The organism is Streptomyces sp. NRRL F-5122, assembly GCF_001507435.1.
GTDB lineage: Bacteria > Actinomycetota > Actinomycetes > Streptomycetales > Streptomycetaceae > Streptomyces > Streptomyces lannensis.
This window is the reverse complement of record NZ_LMWH01000037.1, coordinates 67,435-85,285: the sequence shown is the minus strand read 5'-3', so window position 1 is coordinate 85,285 and position 17,851 is coordinate 67,435. Positions and strand designations below refer to the sequence as shown.

The window sequence follows — 17,851 nt, the reverse complement described above, 5'->3', positions numbered from 1 at the left end:
GCCGACTGCCCTCGGACGTCCCCGTCCGTCCGTCATGCGTCCCCGTAGGCCTCTCCGCCCGTTTCGAACCCGGCCGTGCCCGCGGTGACGTCGGCCAGCCACGCGCGGAAGCCCTCCACCTCGGAGTCCGGCAGACCGATCTCGATCGTGACGGCCTCCCCGTACCGCACGTCCCGCACCGCACGTCCGGTCGACCGCAGGTCGTTCTCCACCTTGCCCGCCCGCTGGTGGTCGACCGTCACCGTGGCGAGCCGGAAGCGGCGGCGGGTGATCGTCCCGACCGTGTCCAGGGCCTCCCCCACGGCACCCCCGTACGCCCTGATGAGTCCACCGGCGCCCAGTTTCACGCCGCCGTAGTACCGGGTGACGACGGCGACGACGTAGCGCATGTCGCGGCGCAGCAGCATCTGGAGCATGGGCACGCCTGCGGTGCCGCCGGGTTCACCATCGTCGCTCGACTTCTGCACCGCGGCGTCGGCGCCGATGACGTACGCGTAGCAGTTGTGGCTGGCGTCGGCGTGTTCCCTGCGGACGGCGGCGATGAAGTCCTGGGCCTCCTGCTCACTGGCGGCCGGGGCCAGGGCACACAGGAACCGGGAGCGGTTGATCTCGGTCTCGTGTACGCCCACGCGGGCGACCGTGTGGTACTCGTCCTGCATCGGACCAGCGTATGCGGCGCGATCAGGAGGTCGCGGGGAGGGTGAGGCCGGTGTCCGGGAGGAGGTACGCCCCGGACACGGAGGTACCGGGACGGGCCTTCACGGAGTTCTCGAGCACCGATCGGTTCGCCTCATGGATCTCCTCCCATTTCCCCGGATCGCCGAGGTACCGGGCGGCGAGGCTCCACAGCGTCTCTCCGCTCGCGACCCTGTGCGTGGTCGTGGGCCGCCCGGTCTGCGCCATGGTGGACGGAGCGGGAAGCGAAGGGGACTGCGAGGGAGGAACCGAGGAGGGCGACGAGGCCGGCGGACCGCTGGGGAACGCGCTCGGCGCGCTCGTGGCGGGATGCGGCGACGGCGGTGCGCTGCCGTCCTGCGGGCCCGGCGAGGGCACCGCGGGCGCCCCCGACGCCGTCGGGGCCACCGGACCGCTCGCCGTGAGCGGCGCGGACGCCATCGACTCCTGGGCCAACGAAGGAGCCGACCCGGTGCCGTCGCGGGTGGGCGGGTGTTCCTGGGGCGCCGCACCGGTCGGTGCGGAGACGTTCGGATATCCGGGCGGCAGCGCGTAACCCGGTGCCACGACGACCGGATACCCGGGCGGCACCACATAGACCGGCGGCGGGACGGCCGCGTACCCCGGCGGCAGGGCGTAGGCCGTTGCGGGGGCGCTCGGATACCCCGGCGGCAGCGCATACGCGGGTGGCGGGACGACCGGATAGCCGGGCGGCTGCGCATAGGCCGTGGGCATCGACGACTTCTCCTGTGACCGGTCGTTGTCCCCCGGCGGCGCGTCGGCGTACCCCTGCGACGGCGAGTCCGGATGACCGGGGGGCTCCACGGCCGATGACGCCAGGGGTGCCGGGCTGTTGGCGACGGTCGAGGAGCTCGGCATCAGGGTCATGGCGCCTGCCGCCACTGCCATGCCGGTGGCGGCCGCCAGGGCGATTCGTACGCCGGGGCCTATTCGCTGGGCGGGGGGTTCGCGGGACGGATCGCGTCGCATACTCCACCTCCAGGCCTGCATGCTCGGAATGTCACTCTTTCGTGACGATATGTGATTCGAGTGGCTGACGGCCTTCAGAGGTAGCCCGGAGGAGTGGCGTCACCCGTGCCGCTCGCAGTGCCCCTACTCCTTCCTGCCTCGCGGCACGATCACGTCCGTCAGGAGTGCCGTGCCGGCGGCCAGGGAGTCCCAGGTGTCTCCGTGCCAGGCGAGGACCGCGATCCCCGAGGTGGGGAACTTGGCCCTGACCCGGTCCACGGTGTCACCGAGGCCGTCCCCGGCCAGTTCGAGGATCAGGTCCGTGAGACCCGGGTTGTGGCCGATCAGCAGCAGTGTCCGCACCCCGGTGGGCGCGTGGTGCACGCTTTCCAGCAACTCGGGCACGTCGGCGGCGTACAGCTGCGGGCCGAGCCGCACGGGTGGCGGGGTGCCCCACTGGGCCGAGGCCAGCTCCCAGGTCTGGCGGGCGCGGACGGCCGTCGAGCACAGGACGAGATCGGGCAGCCAGTCGGACTCGGCGAGCGCGCGTCCGGCCGCCGGCGCGTCGCGGCGGCCGCGCGGGGCGAGCGGCCGCTCGTGGTCGGGTACCCCGGCGGGCCAGGCGGACTTGGCGTGCCGGAGCACCACGAGTCGGTGCAGCGGGCCGGCCGGGGACCGGGTGATCATGCCGAGGCCCCGATCTCCCGGGTCAGTTCCAGACCGAGCAATCGGTCGGCGTAGGCGTAGGCCTCGAAGCGTGCCCCGTCCGGCATGTCGTCGGCGGCCTCCACACGGCGCAGCGTCGCCAGCACGGCCGGCACGTCGAGATCGTCCTCCCAGGCGGTGCGCAGCCCCTCCCGCACCTCTTCAGGGACGGGCCTTGAGGGGCGCGTCGCCCAGCTGGCGACGGCCGCGCGCCAGCGGTCGAGTGTGTCCCGTGCCTCGGACAGCGCCGCCGCGCCGAGGTCGACGGGCTGCCGGCGCCCCTGAGCGAGCAGGGCGAGGCGTACGGCCGACGCGGGGGCGGCGGTACCGGCGGGGCCGGTCACCGGGGCGACCTCGACACGCACCCCGTCGGGTGCGGTGTCCTGCTCCCCGACGACGTGCAGCACCCGTCCGACCCCCGGGGCGTCCGGCTCCGCGGGCCGGATACCGAGTTCGTCGGCGCGTGCCCGGAGCGCGGGCGTCGGGGCGGCGACCGTGACGACGGGTGTTCCGCCCATCTCCAGGGCCCGGGCCAGCACGTCGGCCGTCAGCAGGACCCGCAGGGCCGAGGTGTCGGCGGCGGTGACATGCGCGTGGACGCGCACGAGACCCGGACGGACGTCGATGGGCTCGCCGCTGCGGGCGTCGAAGATTCGGAGCACGCAGCGAGCGTAGGCGCGCGAGCGTCCCGGCGCGGGGAAGCGGGCGGCTTTCCGGACACACACAGCCCTCGGATCACGAGCCGATGTCCCGCGGTTCCGGGGGAATCCCGGTGTCCGGCTCGCTGTTGCCCCCACAGCAGCCGGGGCGGAACTGCCGCACCGGGGACGTCGAAGGAGACCGGCCGTGTACGGCGACTCAGCAACGATCCGCAAGATCCTCACCGAGCTGGGCGACACCTGGGCCGTCGTGGGCCTGTCCACGAACCAGGACCGTCCCGCCTACCGGGTCGCCGCCGTCCTCCAGCGCTTCGGCAAGCGCATCGTGCCGGTCCACCCGAAGGCCGAGACGGTACACGGCGAGCAGGGCTACCCCTCACTGGACGCCATCCCGTTCCCGGTCGACGTGGTCGACGTCTTCGTCAACAGCGATCTGGCGGGGCCGGTCGCCGACGAGGCCGTCGCGATCGGCGCCAAGGCCGTCTGGTACCAGCTGGGCGTCGTCGACGAGAAGGCGTACGACCGCACCCGGGCGGCCGGCCTGGAGATGGTCATGGACCACTGCCCGGCGATCGAGATCGGCAATCTCGCCTAGGACCGTTTGGACCGTGCCGACCGAGAGGCGCGGTCTCTCCCGGCCGACCTGATCCGAACGGCAGCCCCCTAGTCCTCCGTCATGCGTACGACCGCCAGTGTGATGTTGTCGGGGCCGCCCGCCGCGATGGCGGCCTTCCACAGCTCGAAGGCCGCCCGGCAGTCGTCCTGCTCGCTCATCACGTCCTCGATGACCTCCGTGGTCAGCGGGTCGGTCACACCGTCGGTGCAGATGAGGTAGCGGTCGCCGGGCGACAGGGTCGCGGTGGCCACATGAGGCCGGACGGCGCGGTGGGTGAGGCTGCCGCCCAGGCACTGGGTGACCAGGGACGTGGTGCGCTGCCCGGGCTCGACCGGTGGGCTGTCGTCCACGCTGACCTGGTGCAGCCCTTCGTGGGAGGCGAGGAAGACGCGGCTGTCGCCCACGTTGAAGACCAGGAGCGAGTCGGGCTGTACGACGATGCCGGCGACGGTCGTCCCCATGGCGGCGAGCACGGTCGCCTCGTCGCCGCCGGACGCCTCGAACACGGCGCGGTTGCAGGCGTCCAGGGCGTCGCGGACGGCGTCCTCGTCCGTAAGGCCGGCGCCGACCGATGCGAGCCGGCGCGCCACCAGGGCACTGGCCACATCGCCGCCGGGGTGCCCGCCGAGCCCGTCCGCGACGGCGACGACGAGCGGCGTCCCCGGCGGAAAGAGCAGGGTCTGCGGATTCTCGGTCACCGTGGCGCACAGGGTCCACGGTCCGACGACAAGACTGTCCTCGTTCCGCTCGCGCAGCAGCCCCGGATGACTCAGCGCGCTCACACTCACGTAGGGCATCGGCGCCACCGCCTTCCCGTACCGGACAGAGCTTCGGAAGCCGGGCCTCCGTTCCCAGTCTAAGAACCGGTCCCTTCGGCTGCCGGGTCCGCCCCCACCGGCCGGTGCGGCCCGTTCGGCACCCGCGCGGCATGCACGGGTGGAAGGCCGTCCCACGACCTAACGGGTGAACGAATGTGCGGGTCACGCGTGTTCGGGTTGCTCGCGCGGTTATGGTCGATATCGCGAAGCTACTGGTCAGGCGGCGACGAGGAGTCTGCCCCGGCACCGCCAGCGTCGACGAGACGGGGCCGTACAGGTCGCCGAACTCGCCGGACTCGAAGACGCCGTCCCCGCCGGACTCGCGGGACAGGACACACGGCAGTGGCGCCGAACCGCTCGACCACGAGCGCCACACCATGCCGACCGGGTGGAGGAAGGCCTACTCGCTGGGGTCCGCCCTCCCTCCCGGGACCGTGCCGCCAGGTCCGCAGCCGGCGGGCGCTGCGAGATGACAGGTGTCCGCCTGCCTCCGTCGAGGCCTTCGCACCGTGGCGAAGCCTCCCGGGAGCAGCGGCCGGTAACGTCCGGGAGGCACTGTGTGGACCGTGCTGGAGCAAGTGGCCGCTACCGCGCCGCAGCTCTTCCTCTACGTCGTGGGCCTCTTTGTCGTCATGATCCTGCTGTCGCTCCTCATCAGCCTGCGCCGGGCGGAGGCGGCGGATCGTCCCGAGATCATCAGGGCCCTCGCGGACCTGATGGCCTCCTTCTGGAAGAGGCGGTGACCGCCGTGTCAGCGGGCCAGCCGCGCCAGCAGCGACGAGGCGGAGGTGATGCCCAGAGCCGCGGCCACCAGGAGGACGGCGAAGTCGGACAGCAGATGCGAGGGCGTCCCGAGCAGCAGTCCGCGCAGGGCGTCGACCTGGTAGCTCAGCGGGTTGACCTTGCTGATGGCCTGGAGCCAGCCGGGCATGACGGACACCGGGTACAGGGCGTTGGAGCCGAAGAAGAGCGGCATCGTGATCGCCTGCCCGATGCCCATCAACCGGTCACGGGTCAGGACGATGCCCGCGATCGTCATCGACAGGCAGGAGAAGAAGGCCGAGCCGAGCACCACGGCCCCCGCCACGCCGAGCAGCCGCAGCGGGTTCCAGGTCATCGCGACCCCGAGCACCGCGGCGATCAGCACGACCACGATCGCCTGGATCAGCGCCTTGACCCCGGCCGCGAAGGCCTTGCCCGTGATGAGCGCCGAACGCGGGGTCGGTGTGACCAGCAGCTTGGTCAGGATTCCGGCGTCCCGCTCCCAGATGATCATGATGCCGTAGAAGATGGCGATGAACATCGCGGACTGGGCGATGATGCCGGGGGCCAGGTAGTCGAGGTACGGGATGCCACCCGTCGGGATCGCCCTGATCCGGGTGAACGTCTCACCGAAGATGAGCAGCCAGAGCGCCGGCTGGATCGCACGGGTGTAGAGCTCGGTGCGGTCGTGGCGCAGCTTCTGCAGCTCGACCGCGCACAGCGCCGCGACCCGCGCGGGCAGCACCTTCCAGCCGGTACGGGCCCGCGGCGGGACCACCAGCAGGTCGAGGTCGGCCAGGTGGACGGGGTCAGCCGACACGGGACGCGGTGCGGCGGGTGCTTCGGACATCGCGGAAGTCTCCTGACTGATCGTCGAGTCCGCTGCCGGCGACGTCACGGAAGACGTCTTCCAGCGTCGGCAGCGGGCCTTCGGTGCCGAGCCGTTCCCTGAGACCGGTCCTCAGCTCGTCGGGGGTGCCGAGGGCGCGGACGCGGCCGCGGTGCATCAGGGCGAGCCGGTCGCAGTACTGGTCGGCCTCGTCCATGTAGTGGGTCGTGACGAGGACGGTCATGCCGGTGGCGGCACGCACGGCGTTGATGTGTTCCCACACGTTGGTCCGGGCGATCGGGTCGAGGCCGATGGTCGGCTCGTCGAGCATCAGCAGCCGGGGCGCGCTCACCAGGGCCTGGGCGAGTTCCAGCCTGCGGACCATGCCGCCGGAGTACGTCCTGGCCAGCCGGTCGGCCGCGGCGGTGAGATCGACGGCTTCCAGCGCCTGCTCGACCCGCCGGGCGCGCTCGCGCCGGGAGACGTCGAAGACACGGGCGAACAGGGCGACGTTCTCCCGCCCGGTGAGCCCGGCGTCGGCCGAGAGCTGCTGCGGCACATAGCCCAGCAGGCGCCGTACAGCCATGCGTTCGCGGGTCGCGTCGTGGCCGAAGACACGGATCCTGCCGGCCGGCACCGGGAGCAGCGTGGTGATGCAGCGGATGGCCGTGGTCTTGCCGGCTCCGTTGGGGCCGAGCAGTCCGAACACCTCGCCGTCGCGGACGGACAGGTCGAGGCCGTCCACCGCCTGCGTCTCCCCGAAGGAGTAGCGCAGTCCGTCACAGGTGACGGCGTCGACCGCCGGCCCCCCGTCGTCCTTCGCGTTCCGCGTCATGTCTCCTCGGCCTCCTCGTGCAGGTTCTCCGCCAGCTTGCGCAGCGCCGGAAGGGCCGCCTCGAGCGCCTTGCGGTCCATCTCGTCCAGGTGGCCCACCTGGCGGCGCACCAGGGCCGTGCGCCGCTCACGCCAGTCACGCAGCCGTGCCTCCGCCGCCTCCGTGGGCAGCAGTCGCGCGGCCCTCCGGTCGGCCGGGTCGGTCTCGCGGATCAGATAGCCGTCCCGGACCAGGTGGTTGACGAGCGTCGAGACCGAGTTGCCCGCCAGATGCAGCTCCCTGGCGGCCTCCGACACGCCCATCCCCGGCCGTGCCGCCACCAGACGCAGCAGCTCGACCTCCGCCCCGCGCAGCGGTGGCGAGGTCATCCCACGGCGCAGATGCCGCCGGATGAGCCGCTGCACCCCGAGAAGTGCGTCGGCCAGGTCGTCGGGAAGGCTTTCCGATTCCACACCCAGACATTAGCTCTGTGTCAGAGATATTCGGGGAAAGAGAGGGTCAAGACAGTGCAGGAACCGCCATCGCCCTCGTCAGTGGTGGTGCGGTTCGTCCCGGTGGACGGGGCCGTGCGGGGCCTCGCAGTGCCCGGGATCGCCGGCCGTATCCCGCTCCCCCGGCCGGGCCAGCTGAAGAACCGCCTCGGCGGCGTGGTCGACCTGAAGGGTGGTGTGGGTGATGCCGTAGCCGCTGCGCAGCACGTCCTCGAGGTCGCGGCGCACGGCGTGGCAGTCGCCGCCCGGTTCGACCAGCACATGGGCGGACAGCGCCGACTGGCCCGAGGTGATCTGCCAGACGTGCAGGTCGTGCACCTCGACTACGTCCGCACGGGCGACGAGCCGGTCGCCGAGCGCGTCGGGGTCGACATCGGCGGGCGCCGCCTCCAGGAAGATGCGGCCCGAGTCACGCAGCAGTCCGTACGCGGCCTTCACCATCAGAGCGACGACCACGAGCGTGGCGATGGCGTCGGCGCGCTCGAAGCCCGTCGTCACGACCACGAGCGCGGCGACCGCGGTACCGACGAAGGCGAACAGGTCGTTCAGGATGTGCTGGTAGGCGCCCTCGACATTGAGCGAGGAGCGGTTGGCACGAGAGATGCACCAGGTGGCGGCCACATTGACGGCGATGCCCACGAGCGCGGTGACCAGCATCGCGATGCCCGCCACGGCAGGCGGGGCGATCAGCCGCCGCACGGCCTCGTACGCGAGCCAGGCGCCCAGCAGGAGCAGGGTGAGCCCGTTGGCCTGGGCCGAGAGGATCTCCGCGCGCTTGAGTCCGTAGGTGAAGCCGCCGCGGGCCGGGCGGGCGGCGAGCCGCATCGCGACGAGAGCGAGCACGATGGACGCCGCGTCGGTGAGCATGTGGGCCGCGTCGGAGAGCAGGGCCAGGGACGACGCGAGGACACCGACGACCACCTCGGCCGCCATGAACACGGTGATCAGGGCGAGTGCCAGGCCGAGCCAACGGCGGTCGGCGTCCGCCGACACACCGTGGGAGTGCCCGGAGTGCCCTCCGGGGCCGTGCTGGTGACCGTGGCCGCTCATGTGGTCCGCCTTCCCCCTCGTATCGGGTCCCTGGACGGCAGTGAAACGCATAACGGCACCCTGCGGCAAAGGCTGCACCGGTGACCGTTGTCATGTCCGATAGTACGCCGCTGACCTGCGTAAACACCGCACCACGGGGTACGGCGCCGCTTATACGCCGATGGCCCCGTCGATACGCTCCCGCAGCAGGTCGGCATGGCCGTTGTGCCGGGCGTACTCCTCGATCATGTGGATGAGCACCCAGCGGAGCGAGACGGTTCCGCGCCAGGAGTCGTGGCCCTCGACGTCGAGATGCGGTGCGTCGGCGACGAACGCCTCGGCGAAGTCGATCTCCTCGCGCCAGGCCTCCCAGGCCCGGGAGACGACGTCCGGATCGGGCACGGCACCGGTGAAGTCGCCGTCGGGGTCCGAGGACGAGGAGAACCGGGGCGGTGCGTCCCGCCCCGCCAGGACCTGCCGGAACCAGCGACGCTCGACGTCGGCGAGATGGCGTACCAGACCCAGCAGCGAGAGCGTGGACGGTGCCACCGACCGCTGCGACAGCCGGGCCTCGAGGCCGGCGCACTTGAGTTCCAGCGTGGCGCGCTGAGCGGCCAGGAAGTCGACGAGAAGGGCGCGTTCGCCGCCAGTGGCGGGGCCGAGGGTGCGGGGATCGCGCTCGGCGGGGACGAACATCTCGGCTCTTCTGGTCAAGGACGTCACGCGCACCATCATGGGCCGTGCGGCGGCGTCAGTCGCCGCATCGGTGTGTGAACCGGTCGACCAGATCGCACCAGCCGGCCTCCACCCGCTCCTCGGACATCCCGCGACGGGTGAGCAGATGGTCGACGAAGACCGTCTCCAGATAGCCCAGCAGGGTGTGCGCGACGAGTTCGAGGTCGCCCTCGACCCGGGACTCGCGCAGCAGCATGGCCACATGGGTCAAGCGGAACTGGTAAGGCGCGTTCGTCCGGTGGCGCCGCGGGTCCGCGTGGGCGGCCATGTACAGGTCCCGGTGGGCGTGTTCGTGACGGATGACGCCCATGCCGAAGGCGCGCAGCCGCTCCACGGGAGGCGTCCCGGGGCCGAGCGGCGGCGGGCCGGAGATCAGGGCGGCCTGCAGCTTCTCCTCCTGATGGCTCAGCAGCTCCACCAGCAGGCCCGCGCGGTCCCCGAACCGCCGGAAGACCGTGCCCTTGCCGACGCCGGCGCCGCAGGCGATGTCCTCCATGGTGACGTTCGCTATACCGCGTTCGGCGGCCAGACGCTCGGCCACTTCCAGCAGCCGCGTGCGGTTGCGGGCGGCGTCGGCGCGCAGCTGGGTGGGTTTGAGTGGCGTGAGGGTGCGGTCCGCGAGGTCCTCGCTGTCCGCCTGCGGCGGCACGGGAGCGGGCGGAGGCTGCTCGGTCATGAACCTCAGCCTAGCGGCGGGAAGAGATTCGGACCTGGGTCCGTTTAGACTCCACGGGAAGTGGACCGCGGTCCGGTTGGAGTGCTACAAACTTCAACGAAGGGCCTACCGGTTCCTCCCGGTCCGTCCTGGTCCGGTGGTATTTGTTGCAGATTCTGGGAGTGTCGCCATGTCCGTTCGCATCCTCGCCCTCGTCGGCAGCCTTCGTGCCGGTTCGCACAATCGTCAGCTCGCCGAGGCCGCGGTGAAGCACGCCCCCGAGGGTGTGGAGGTGGTGCTCCAGGAGGGGCTGGCCGACGTCCCCTTCTACAACGAGGACATCGACGTCGAGGGCAACGTGCCCGCTGCCGCCGCCACGCTGCGTGCGGCCGCCGGCCAGGCCGATGCCCTGCTGCTCTTCTCGCCCGAGTACAACGGCACCATCCCGGCCGTCCTGAAGAACGCGATCGACTGGCTGTCCCGCCCGCACGGCGCCGGCGCCCTGTCCGGCAAGCCGGTCGCAGTCGTCGGCACCGCCTACGGCCAGTACGGCGGCGTGTGGGCGCAGGACGAGGCACGCAAGGCCGTGACGATCGCCGGCGGCACGGTCGTCGAGGAGGCCAAGCTCTCCATCCCCGGCTCCGTGGTCCGCTTCGCCGAGACCCACCCGGCCGACGACACCGAGGTCGTCGAGGGGCTGACCAAGGTCATCCAGCAGCTCACTCAGGCCACGCCCGCCGCTGCCTGATCCCCGGGGCCGGCATCGGGCCCGGCACCGATCCACCACATCGCCAGTGGGCCAGGACACAGCGTCCTGGCCCACTGGCGTTCACCCCTGCCGCCGGTCCCGGCACACCGCCGTACGCGCGCACCTGTTCCCTCGTCCGCGTGGTCCGCGAAATCTCTTCACATACCCTTCGCGGCCGCTTCGACACCCCTGATCAGCTGCGGTTTCGGTGTCTGATCGCCCATCAGACGCATGCCCGGGCTTTGCCTGTGCTTCTCCGGCAGGTCGCCTTCGATTGCTTGCATCGTGGCATGGACCACATCACGTTCCTAGTGGCCGTCGTCATCGTCACGGCGCTGGCCTTCGACTTCACGAACGGATTCCATGACACCGCGAACGCGATGGCCACCTCCATCGCCACCGGCGCGCTCAAGCCGAGAACCGCGGTCCTGATCAGCGGGGTGCTGAACATCGTCGGTGCGTTCCTGTCGACCGAGGTCGCGAAGACCATCTCGGGCGGCATCGTGGACGACACACTGGTGACCCCGGGGATGATCTTCGCGGGGCTGGTGGGCGCGATCCTGTGGAATCTGCTCACCTGGCTCCTCGGGCTGCCGTCCAGTTCGTCGCACGCGCTCTTCGGCGGCCTCGTCGGCGCCGTCTGGGTGGGTGCGGGCAGCGACGGCGTGCACTTCGACAAGGTTGTCGAGAAGGTCCTCATCCCGGCGGTCGCCTCCCCCGTGGTGGCAGGGATCGCCGCTCTGCTGGCCACGTACCTCGCCTACCGGATCACCGCCCGTGCCCGCAAAGAGTCGGTGACCCGGGGCTTCCGCCTCGGCCAGATCGCCTCCGCCTCACTGGTCTCCCTGGCCCACGGCACCAACGACGCACAGAAGACGATGGGCGTCATCACCCTCACCCTGATCTCGGCCGGCGCGCTCGGTCACGACGCGGGGCCGCCCGTATGGGTGATCGCGTCGGCCGGTCTGGCCATCGGCCTCGGCACCTATCTCGGCGGGTGGCGCATCATCCGCACGATGGGCAAGGGCCTGACCGACATCCAGTCGCCACAGGGCTTCGCCGCCGAGGCCGCGTCCACGACCGTCATCCTGACCTCGGCCCACCTCGGCTTCGCCCTGTCCACCACCCAGGTCTGTTCCGGCGGCATCCTCGGAGCGGGTCTCGGGCGACGGCTCGCCGAGGTCCGCTGGGGCACCGCCGGCCGCATGGTGATCGCCTGGCTGGTGACGCTTCCGGCGGCCGCCCTGGTGGGCGGCGTCTCCGCGAGCGTCGTCAAGCACGGCGGAAACATCGGCACCGCGGTGATCGCCCTGGTCGCCGCCGCCGTCGCCGCGTTCATCGTGGTCGTCTCGCGCCGCAACCCGATTCACGCCCACAATGTGAACGAGAGCCACGAGGTCACGCTCCGTGGCACCACCCCCACGAGCGTCGGCACCGCCGCCTGAGGCAGGGAGAGTTCTAGCCATGCACCTTGACTGGACCGCCCTCGGCGAGGTCACCGCGGTCAGCATCGGAGTCACCGTCGCCGCCGTCGTCGTCTTCGCGCTCGGCGTGCTCGGCATCGCCCAGGTCGAGAGCGCCCGTGAGCGGGACGGCGGTACCCACGCCCTCGGCCTGGCCCAGGCCGGGCTCTGCTTCCTGGCCTGCGCCGCGGTCGTGGGTTACGGAATCTATCTGATCGTGCCGCAGTTCCACTGAGAGAGCGGGAGGAGGACGGATGACACCTCTGGTGACCGACGGCCTGCGCGTCGACTACACCGACCACGACGACCCGGTGTTGCTGCGCCCCGACGGCAGCCCCGTGGACACCTGGCGCGAGAACTACCCGTACGACGAGCGGATGGAGCGCAAGGAGTACGAGTGGCACAAGCGGCTCCAGCAGATCGAACTGCTGAAGCTGCAGAGCTGGATCAAGGCGACCGGCCGGCGGCTCGTGATCGTCTTCGAAGGGCGGGACGCGGCCGGCAAGGGCGGCACGATCAAGCGCTTCACCGAGCACCTCAACCCGCGCGGCGCCCGGGTGGTCGCGTTGGAGAAGCCGACCGAGCGTGAGCGCGGGCAGTGGTACTTCCAGCGGTACGTCGAACATCTGCCGACCGAGGGCGAGATCGTGCTGTTCGACCGGTCCTGGTACAACCGGGCCGGCGTGGAGCGCGTCATGGGCTTCTGCACCGACGACGAGTACCGCCGCTTCATGCGGCAGGCCCCGCTGTTCGAGCGGATGCTCGTGGACGACGGCGTGGACCTGGTGAAGTTCTGGTTCTCGGTCTCGCAGAGCGAGCAGCGCACCCGGTTCACGATCCGCCAGGTCGACCCCGTGCGGCAGTGGAAGCTGAGCCCGATGGACCTGGCCTCCCTCGACCGCTGGGACGACTACACCGCCGCCAAGGTCTCGATGTTCCGCGAGACGGACACGGAGTACGCGCCGTGGACCGTCGTGAAGAGCAACGACAAGAAGCGGGCACGCGTGGAGGCGATGCGCAGTGTCCTCGCCCGCTTCGGCTACGCCGACAAGGACGAGGAGATCGTCGGCAGCCCCGACCCCAGCATCGTGGGTGCCGCGGCGAACCTGCTGGAGGCGGGCGAGGACGACAGCGCCCACTGACCGCTCTGCCCGAGCGCCGGGACCGGCGGCGCGCGGCGGCCCCGGCCCCGCGCGCCCGCGGGACCCGGCGCTTCGTCGTGCCTCCCGTCGACCGCCGGTCCCCGCGGGCCGTGCGGACCCGGCGCGGGCCGCTGACCTCGCCGTCCCGATGACGGCGTTCACCCGCCGCGCGAGGGTGGACCGGCCGGAGCGCGGACCGGAGGGTCAGTCGTGGGCGGGGCGGTTGCTGAGCCGGTGGTCGGCCAGGCTGAGCGCCTCGTCCACGACCCGGCGCAGATGGCCGTCGCGCAGCGAGTAGACCACCCGGCGTCCCTCCTTGCGCGTGTCGACCAGGCCCGCGAGCCGGAGCCGCGCCAGATGCTGGCTGACGGCGGGGCGCGCAGCGCCGCACGCCTCGGTGAGCGTGGAGACGTCGGCCTCACCCCCGGTCAGGGCGTGCAGCAGGGCGAGGCGGGTGCGGTCACCGAGCAGGGCGAGCAGCTCGGCGGCCAGCGCGAACTGTTCCTCGCCGGGGGTCCGGGGGTGCTCCGCGGCCGTGCCGTCCGTGCGCGACTGCGCCGGTTTCGCAGGTGACAGGTGCATGCGTGCGCTCATACGCACATAATGGCTCCGTAGGGGGAACGCGTCCACATCGCGGCGAAAGGGGTCCTCAGGTGAGTCACGAGCACGAGGGGCACGGACACGCGCACGTCCACTCCCGCCACCCCGCACACGAGCACCCGCACCCTCGTCCGCGCGGCCTCGGCCTCCTGCCCCGTCTCCGTCATCTCCTCACTCCCCACTCCCACGAGACCGCGGACAAGCTCGACTCCGCACTGGAGTCCTCCGCCCGTGGCATGCGCGCACTGTGGCTCTCGCTGGCCGTGCTCGGCGGGACGGCCCTGGCGCAGGCGGTCGTGGTCGTGATCTCCGGGTCGGTCGCGCTGCTCGGCGACACCGTGCACAACGCCGCCGACGCCCTGACCGCGGTGCCGCTCGGCGTCGCCTTCGTCCTGGGCCGCAGGGCGGCCACCCGCCGTTTCACCTACGGATTCGGCCGCGCCGAGGATCTCGCGGGCATCGTGATCGTGCTGACCATCACCGCGTCCGCCGCGTTCGCCGCCTGGGCGGCGGTCGAGCGGCTGCTCGACCCACGTCCCGTGCAGCACATCCCCGCCGTCGCCGTCGCGGCCGTCATCGGCTTCGCAGGCAACGAGTGGGTCGCCCGGCACCGCATCCGGGTGGGCCGGGCGATCGGCTCGGCGGCACTGGTGGCCGACGGGCTGCACGCCCGCACGGACGGATTCACCTCGCTCGCGGTGCTGATGGGCGCGGGCGGAGCGGCGCTCGGCTGGCAACTCGCCGACCCGCTCGTCGGGTTGGCGATCACGGCCGCGATCGTCCTGGTGCTGCGGGACGCGGCGCGCGAGGTCTTCCGCAGAGTGCTGGACGCCGTGGAACCGTCGCTGGTGGACCGGGCCGAGCAGGCGCTGCGCGCGGTGCCGGGTGTGCGCGAGGTCGGCGAACTGCGGCTGCGCTGGATCGGGCACCGGCTGCGCGCCGAGGTGGCGGTGGTGGTGGACGGCGAGGTGAGCGTACGCCGGGCGCACGAGATCGCGGTCGCGGCCGAGCACGCCCTGCTGCACGCCGTCCCGAAACTCACCGCGGCATTGATCCACCCGGATCCGGCCCCGGCACCGGGCGAGACGGATCCCCATCTGGCCTTGGCCCACCACGGTCATCCGGGCGCCTGACGGGCCGGCTCCCGGCGCCGACCGCGCCCGGCCGCTCGGCCGTCCCTGCGCACGCCCCGATCCGCGCGGCGGTCAGGCCCCCAGGCCCTCAAGCACCACCGCGTTCGGCAGTTCCGCGAACGCCTTCCCCGGCACCAGCAGCTTGCCCCGGCGCCGGCCGCTGCCGACCAGCACATACGGCAGGTCGACGACCGCCGAGTCCACCAGCACCGGCCAGTCGGCGGGCAGTCCGATCGGAGTGATGCCGCCGTACTCCATCCCCGTCTCCCCGGTCGCCACGTCCATCGCCGCGAAGGACGCCTTGCGGGCGCCCAGTTGACGGCGGACCACGCCGTTCACGTCGACCCGGGTGGCGGAGAGGACCACACAGGCGGCCAGCGTCGTCTCGCCACCGCGCTTGGCCGCGACGACCACGCAGTTGGCGGACCGGTCGAGGAGGTCCTTGCCGTAGTGCTCCAGGAAGACCGCGGTGTCGGCCCAGTCCGGCTCGGTGTCGACGTAGACGATCCGGTCGGCCGGCACGGCGCCGCGCCAGGCCCGTACGGCGTCCGCCACCGGAGCGGTCAGCTCGTCGAGGCAGTCGGGGGCTGGCGTGGCCTGGTCGAAGTCTCCGATGGGTGCGCGCATGACCGCACGCTAACAGCCGCGGGCGGGCCACCGGCGGGGCGTCTCAGCGCACGGGCGGCACCGAGATCGACATGACCATCTCCATCGGCACGTCGCCGTCGTTGCCGTAGGTGTGCGGGGTGTCCGCCTCGAAGGAGGCGCTCGCACCGGTCGGGACGAGGTGCGCGACGCCGTCCACGGTGAGGGTCAGTTCGCCGGTGGTGACGTGGACGAGTTCCACCGTCCCCGAGGGGTGCGGATCGGAGGCGCTGCTGTCGCCCGGCATCAGCCGCCAGTCCCACATCTCCAGCGGTCCGGGGGCCTCTGTCCCGGCGAGGAGTCGGTTGTAGCTGCCCGCGTCGGTGCGCCACAGCCGCACGGCCTGGTCGGCGGGCACGATACGGACCTTGGGGCCCTGCTCGTAGTCGAGCAGGGTGGTGATGCTCACGCCGAGCGCGTCGGCGATCTTGACCACCGTGCCGATGCTCGGGTTGGTGCGGGCCTGCTCGATCTGGATGAGCATGCCGCGGCTGACTCCGGCGCGGGCGGCGAGCGTCTCCAGGGTGAAGCCCCGCTCGGTCCGCCAGCGCTTGACGTTGCGCGCCAGGGACTGGGTCAGCAGGTCGAGATCCGACACATTCCGTCCAATATTGTGTATGACAGAGTCCATCAGAATGAACTATGGTGTGGTGCACCTGATCGTTCACTGCACTGTACTGCGAGGCGGCCCATGACAGCACTGTTCGCCCTGGCCACCAGCCTCCTGTGGGGGCTGGCCGACTTCGGCGGCGGGCTGCTGACCCGGCGGATGCCCGCGTTGACGGTGGTGGTGGTGTCGCAGACCATCGCGGCGGCGGTCCTCGGCGCGCTCGTGGTGGCCACGGGCGGGTGGAGCGAGGCGGGACCGCGGCTGTGGTTCGCGCTCGCGGCCGGCCTGGTCGGGCCCGTCGCTCTGCTCTCCTTCTACCAGGCGCTCGCCCTCGGCCCGATGGGTGTCGTCTCACCGCTCGCCACCTTGAGCGTGGCCGTGCCCATCGGGGTCGGGCTCGTCCTCGGCGAACGCCCCGGGCTGCTCCAGGCCGCCGGGATCGCCGTCGCCGTGCTCGGCGTGGTCCTCGCGGGCGGACCGCAGCTCAGAGGCGCGCCGGTGCAACGGCAGGCCATCCTGCTCACCCTGGTCGCGGCGCTCGGCTTCGGTACGGTGTTCGCGCTGATCGCCGAGGCGTCGACCACGGTGACCGGGTTGTTCCTGGCCCTGTTCGTGCAGCGCCTCGCGAACGTCGTCACAGGCGGTGCCGCCCTGTACATCGGCATGCGCAGGGGCGCCGCGGCCCTCCCGGACGAAGGCCTCCCCTGGCGTTCCGTCCCCGCCCTCGCCTTCGTCGGACTCGCCGACGTCGCCGCCAACGGCACGTACGCCCTCGCCGCCCAGCACGGTCCGGTCACGGTGGCCGCCGTGCTCGCCTCGCTCTACCCCGTCGTCACGGCGCTCGCCGCGCGGGGCTTCCTCAGCGAACGATTGCGCCCGGTACAGGCGGCGGGCGCGGGCCTCGCCCTGGTGGGCTCGGTGCTGCTGGCCACCGGCTGAGTCAGGCCTCGGCGTCCAGCTCCGCGAGCCGGGCGACATCGCCCTCGTCGAGCTCCGAGAGCGCCAGCAGCTGCTCCGGCGTGACACCGTCCGGGATCGGCACCGGAGCGGGTGTCCTGAGCGGCGGCTGCCATCCGGTGTCCGGGGTCCAGCGCCGCACGACCCGCGCCGGAGCCCCGGCCACCACGACATGGTCCGGCACATCACCACGTACGACCGCCCCGGCCGCCACCACCACGTTCCGCCCGATCCGTGCGCCGGGAAGAATCACGGCGCCCGTGCCGATCCAGCACCCCGGGCCGATCTCCACCGGCTCCATGCGCGGCCACTGCTTGCCGATGGGCTGATGCGGGTCGTCGTAGGAGTGGTTCGTGGAGGTCACGTAGACGTACGGCCCGAAGTAGCAGTCGCTGCCGATGGTGACCGAGGTGTCGGCGATGACGTGGCTGCCCCGGCCGAGGACGACGCCGTCACCGATGCGCAGGATCGGCTCGGGGCCGAGGTCGAGGTCCGGCATCAGCCCGGCGGTCAGCGTGACCTGCTCGCCGATGATGCAGTGGGAACCGAGATGGATCCAGGGTTCGCCGAAGACGGTACCGAGCGGGAAGGCCAGCCTGGTACTCGTTCCCATCGCGCCGAAGCGAAAGCGGCCCGGGCGCTCGGCGGTCACGGAGCCCGTGCGCTGCACCCAGGCCCAGCCCGCGTGCACGGCCCGCTGCACGAGACCGTGACGCCATGACGAGAACGTGTTCTTGCTCCTGGGCACCCGCACACGGTACTCAGCGCCGGGTAC

At 71.7% G+C, this 17,851-nt stretch carries 23 protein-coding genes; 8 read left to right on the top strand and 15 right to left on the bottom strand.

Annotation, left to right across the window (positions count from 1 at the left end):
* Positions 1-32: 32 nt before the first annotated feature.
* The 4 genes from ADL25_RS06505 to ADL25_RS06485 form a co-directional block, all read right to left on the bottom strand.
* Positions 33-659 carry a YigZ family protein gene (locus ADL25_RS06505; protein WP_059126670.1) on the bottom strand — a complete coding sequence of 209 codons (627 nt, stop codon included), beginning with the start codon at positions 657-659 and terminating at the stop codon, positions 33-35.
* 22 nt (positions 660-681) lie between these two features.
* Complete coding sequence (locus tag ADL25_RS48900; protein ID WP_159044895.1) at positions 682-1,665, bottom strand: LysM peptidoglycan-binding domain-containing protein; 984 nt, start codon at positions 1,663-1,665, stop codon at positions 682-684.
* A 123-nt stretch (positions 1,666-1,788) separates the two neighbouring features.
* Positions 1,789-2,331: a SixA phosphatase family protein gene (locus ADL25_RS06490; RefSeq protein ID WP_059126667.1), complete on the bottom strand. Its 543-nt coding sequence runs from the start codon at positions 2,329-2,331 to the stop codon at positions 1,789-1,791.
* A complete protein-coding gene (locus tag ADL25_RS06485; protein ID WP_059126666.1) occupies positions 2,328-3,011 on the bottom strand; it encodes a hypothetical protein in 684 nt (227 codons plus the stop codon). Before ADL25_RS06485 ends, ADL25_RS06490 begins: the two co-directional genes overlap by 4 nt.
* A 184-nt stretch (positions 3,012-3,195) precedes the next feature.
* On the opposite strand from ADL25_RS06485, the gene ADL25_RS06480 reads away from it, so the two are divergent.
* Positions 3,196-3,603, top strand: coding sequence for a CoA-binding protein (locus ADL25_RS06480; protein WP_059126665.1), 408 nt, complete (start codon positions 3,196-3,198; stop codon positions 3,601-3,603).
* A 68-nt stretch (positions 3,604-3,671) separates the two neighbouring features.
* Here ADL25_RS06480 and ADL25_RS06475 read toward each other — a convergent pair whose 3' ends face one another.
* Positions 3,672-4,421, bottom strand: a complete 750-nt coding sequence (locus tag ADL25_RS06475; RefSeq protein ID WP_059126664.1) for a PP2C family protein-serine/threonine phosphatase — start codon at positions 4,419-4,421, stop codon at positions 3,672-3,674.
* Between the two features lie 587 nt (positions 4,422-5,008).
* Here ADL25_RS06475 and ADL25_RS06470 point away from each other — a divergent pair.
* Positions 5,009-5,185, top strand: coding sequence for a hypothetical protein (locus ADL25_RS06470; RefSeq protein WP_234380670.1), 177 nt, complete (start codon positions 5,009-5,011; stop codon positions 5,183-5,185).
* 8 nt (positions 5,186-5,193) lie between these two features.
* On the opposite strand, the gene ADL25_RS06465 is transcribed toward ADL25_RS06470, so the two are convergent.
* The 6 genes from ADL25_RS06465 to ADL25_RS06440 all read right to left on the bottom strand — a co-directional run bounded on the left by ADL25_RS06465 (position 5,194) and on the right by ADL25_RS06440 (position 9,799).
* On the bottom strand, positions 5,194-6,054 hold the full coding sequence (locus tag ADL25_RS06465; protein WP_059126662.1) for an ABC transporter permease: 861 nt from the start codon (positions 6,052-6,054) through the stop codon (positions 5,194-5,196).
* Positions 6,014-6,868 (bottom strand): ABC transporter ATP-binding protein, encoded by an 855-nt coding sequence (locus ADL25_RS06460; protein ID WP_059126661.1) that lies wholly within the window; start codon positions 6,866-6,868, stop codon positions 6,014-6,016. The genes ADL25_RS06465 and ADL25_RS06460 overlap by 41 nt, the downstream gene beginning before the upstream one ends.
* Positions 6,865-7,320 (bottom strand): MarR family winged helix-turn-helix transcriptional regulator, encoded by a 456-nt coding sequence (locus tag ADL25_RS06455; protein ID WP_059126660.1) that lies wholly within the window; start codon positions 7,318-7,320, stop codon positions 6,865-6,867. The genes ADL25_RS06460 and ADL25_RS06455 overlap by 4 nt, the downstream gene beginning before the upstream one ends.
* 78 nt (positions 7,321-7,398) lie before the next feature.
* Complete coding sequence (locus ADL25_RS06450) at positions 7,399-8,409, bottom strand: cation diffusion facilitator family transporter (protein ID WP_059126659.1); 1,011 nt, start codon at positions 8,407-8,409, stop codon at positions 7,399-7,401.
* A 150-nt stretch (positions 8,410-8,559) separates the two neighbouring features.
* Complete coding sequence (locus ADL25_RS06445; RefSeq protein ID WP_079050229.1) at positions 8,560-9,120, bottom strand: DinB family protein; 561 nt, start codon at positions 9,118-9,120, stop codon at positions 8,560-8,562.
* A gap of 19 nt (positions 9,121-9,139) precedes the next feature.
* Positions 9,140-9,799 (bottom strand): TetR/AcrR family transcriptional regulator, encoded by a 660-nt coding sequence (locus ADL25_RS06440; RefSeq protein WP_059126657.1) that lies wholly within the window; start codon positions 9,797-9,799, stop codon positions 9,140-9,142.
* A gap of 169 nt (positions 9,800-9,968) precedes the next feature.
* On the opposite strand from ADL25_RS06440, the gene ADL25_RS06435 reads away from it, so the two are divergent.
* The 4 genes from ADL25_RS06435 to ppk2 all read left to right on the top strand — a co-directional run bounded on the left by ADL25_RS06435 (position 9,969) and on the right by ppk2 (position 13,131).
* The gene (locus tag ADL25_RS06435; protein ID WP_059126656.1) at positions 9,969-10,526 is read left to right on the top strand and encodes an NAD(P)H-dependent oxidoreductase; all 558 of its coding nucleotides are present in this window, start codon (positions 9,969-9,971) and stop codon (positions 10,524-10,526) included.
* A 290-nt stretch (positions 10,527-10,816) separates the two neighbouring features.
* A complete protein-coding gene (locus tag ADL25_RS06430; protein WP_059126655.1) occupies positions 10,817-11,971 on the top strand; it encodes an inorganic phosphate transporter in 1,155 nt (384 codons plus the stop codon).
* A gap of 19 nt (positions 11,972-11,990) precedes the next feature.
* Positions 11,991-12,224, top strand: a complete 234-nt coding sequence (locus tag ADL25_RS06425) for a hypothetical protein (protein ID WP_059126654.1) — start codon at positions 11,991-11,993, stop codon at positions 12,222-12,224.
* A 19-nt stretch (positions 12,225-12,243) separates the two neighbouring features.
* Positions 12,244-13,131, top strand: coding sequence for a polyphosphate kinase 2 (gene ppk2, locus ADL25_RS06420; protein WP_059126653.1), 888 nt, complete (start codon positions 12,244-12,246; stop codon positions 13,129-13,131).
* Between the two features lie 204 nt (positions 13,132-13,335).
* On the opposite strand, the gene ADL25_RS06415 is transcribed toward ppk2, so the two are convergent.
* The gene (locus ADL25_RS06415; protein WP_059126652.1) at positions 13,336-13,725 is read right to left on the bottom strand and encodes an ArsR/SmtB family transcription factor; all 390 of its coding nucleotides are present in this window, start codon (positions 13,723-13,725) and stop codon (positions 13,336-13,338) included.
* 59 nt (positions 13,726-13,784) lie between these two features.
* Here ADL25_RS06415 and ADL25_RS06410 point away from each other — a divergent pair, with 59 nt between their 5' ends.
* Entirely contained in the window at positions 13,785-14,864 is a 1,080-nt protein-coding gene (locus ADL25_RS06410) for a cation diffusion facilitator family transporter (RefSeq protein WP_079050214.1), read from the top strand.
* Between the two features lie 72 nt (positions 14,865-14,936).
* Here ADL25_RS06410 and ADL25_RS06405 read toward each other — a convergent pair whose 3' ends face one another.
* Positions 14,937-15,491 carry a YbaK/EbsC family protein gene (locus ADL25_RS06405; RefSeq protein ID WP_059126650.1) on the bottom strand — a complete coding sequence of 185 codons (555 nt, stop codon included), beginning with the start codon at positions 15,489-15,491 and terminating at the stop codon, positions 14,937-14,939.
* 43 nt (positions 15,492-15,534) lie between these two features.
* The gene (locus ADL25_RS06400; protein WP_059126649.1) at positions 15,535-16,107 is read right to left on the bottom strand and encodes a helix-turn-helix domain-containing protein; all 573 of its coding nucleotides are present in this window, start codon (positions 16,105-16,107) and stop codon (positions 15,535-15,537) included.
* Between the two features lie 93 nt (positions 16,108-16,200).
* On the opposite strand from ADL25_RS06400, the gene ADL25_RS06395 reads away from it, so the two are divergent.
* Positions 16,201-17,058, top strand: coding sequence for a DMT family transporter (locus ADL25_RS06395; RefSeq protein ID WP_059126648.1), 858 nt, complete (start codon positions 16,201-16,203; stop codon positions 17,056-17,058).
* Between the two features lies 1 nt (position 17,059).
* On the opposite strand, the gene ADL25_RS06390 is transcribed toward ADL25_RS06395, so the two are convergent.
* Positions 17,060-17,824, bottom strand: a complete 765-nt coding sequence (locus tag ADL25_RS06390; protein ID WP_059126862.1) for an acyltransferase — start codon at positions 17,822-17,824, stop codon at positions 17,060-17,062.
* Positions 17,825-17,851: the final 27 nt, after the last annotated feature.

Excerpts from the sequence above, each read along its gene's own strand:
- ADL25_RS06505 (WP_059126670.1), bottom strand. The coding sequence starts at position 659 with ATGCAGGACGAGTACCACACGGTCGCCCGCGTGGGCGTACACGAGACC.
- ADL25_RS48900 (WP_159044895.1), bottom strand. The coding sequence starts at position 1,665 with ATGCGACGCGATCCGTCCCGCGAACCCCCCGCCCAGCGAATAGGCCCC.
- ADL25_RS06490 (WP_059126667.1), bottom strand. The coding sequence starts at position 2,331 with ATGATCACCCGGTCCCCGGCCGGCCCGCTGCACCGACTCGTGGTGCTC.
- ADL25_RS06475 (WP_059126664.1), bottom strand. The coding sequence starts at position 4,421 with ATGCCCTACGTGAGTGTGAGCGCGCTGAGTCATCCGGGGCTGCTGCGC.
- ADL25_RS06465 (WP_059126662.1), bottom strand. The coding sequence starts at position 6,054 with ATGTCCGAAGCACCCGCCGCACCGCGTCCCGTGTCGGCTGACCCCGTC.
- ADL25_RS06460 (WP_059126661.1), bottom strand. The coding sequence starts at position 6,868 with ATGACGCGGAACGCGAAGGACGACGGGGGGCCGGCGGTCGACGCCGTC.
- ADL25_RS06450 (WP_059126659.1), bottom strand. The coding sequence starts at position 8,409 with ATGAGCGGCCACGGTCACCAGCACGGCCCCGGAGGGCACTCCGGGCAC.
- ADL25_RS06445 (WP_079050229.1), bottom strand. The coding sequence starts at position 9,120 with ATGGTGCGCGTGACGTCCTTGACCAGAAGAGCCGAGATGTTCGTCCCC.
- ADL25_RS06440 (WP_059126657.1), bottom strand. The coding sequence starts at position 9,799 with ATGACCGAGCAGCCTCCGCCCGCTCCCGTGCCGCCGCAGGCGGACAGC.
- ADL25_RS06435 (WP_059126656.1), top strand. The coding sequence starts at position 9,969 with ATGTCCGTTCGCATCCTCGCCCTCGTCGGCAGCCTTCGTGCCGGTTCG.
- ADL25_RS06430 (WP_059126655.1), top strand. The coding sequence starts at position 10,817 with ATGGACCACATCACGTTCCTAGTGGCCGTCGTCATCGTCACGGCGCTG.
- ADL25_RS06425 (WP_059126654.1), top strand. The coding sequence starts at position 11,991 with ATGCACCTTGACTGGACCGCCCTCGGCGAGGTCACCGCGGTCAGCATC.
- ppk2 (WP_059126653.1), top strand. The coding sequence starts at position 12,244 with ATGACACCTCTGGTGACCGACGGCCTGCGCGTCGACTACACCGACCAC.
- ADL25_RS06415 (WP_059126652.1), bottom strand. The coding sequence starts at position 13,725 with ATGAGCGCACGCATGCACCTGTCACCTGCGAAACCGGCGCAGTCGCGC.
- ADL25_RS06405 (WP_059126650.1), bottom strand. The coding sequence starts at position 15,491 with ATGCGCGCACCCATCGGAGACTTCGACCAGGCCACGCCAGCCCCCGAC.
- ADL25_RS06395 (WP_059126648.1), top strand. The coding sequence starts at position 16,201 with ATGACAGCACTGTTCGCCCTGGCCACCAGCCTCCTGTGGGGGCTGGCC.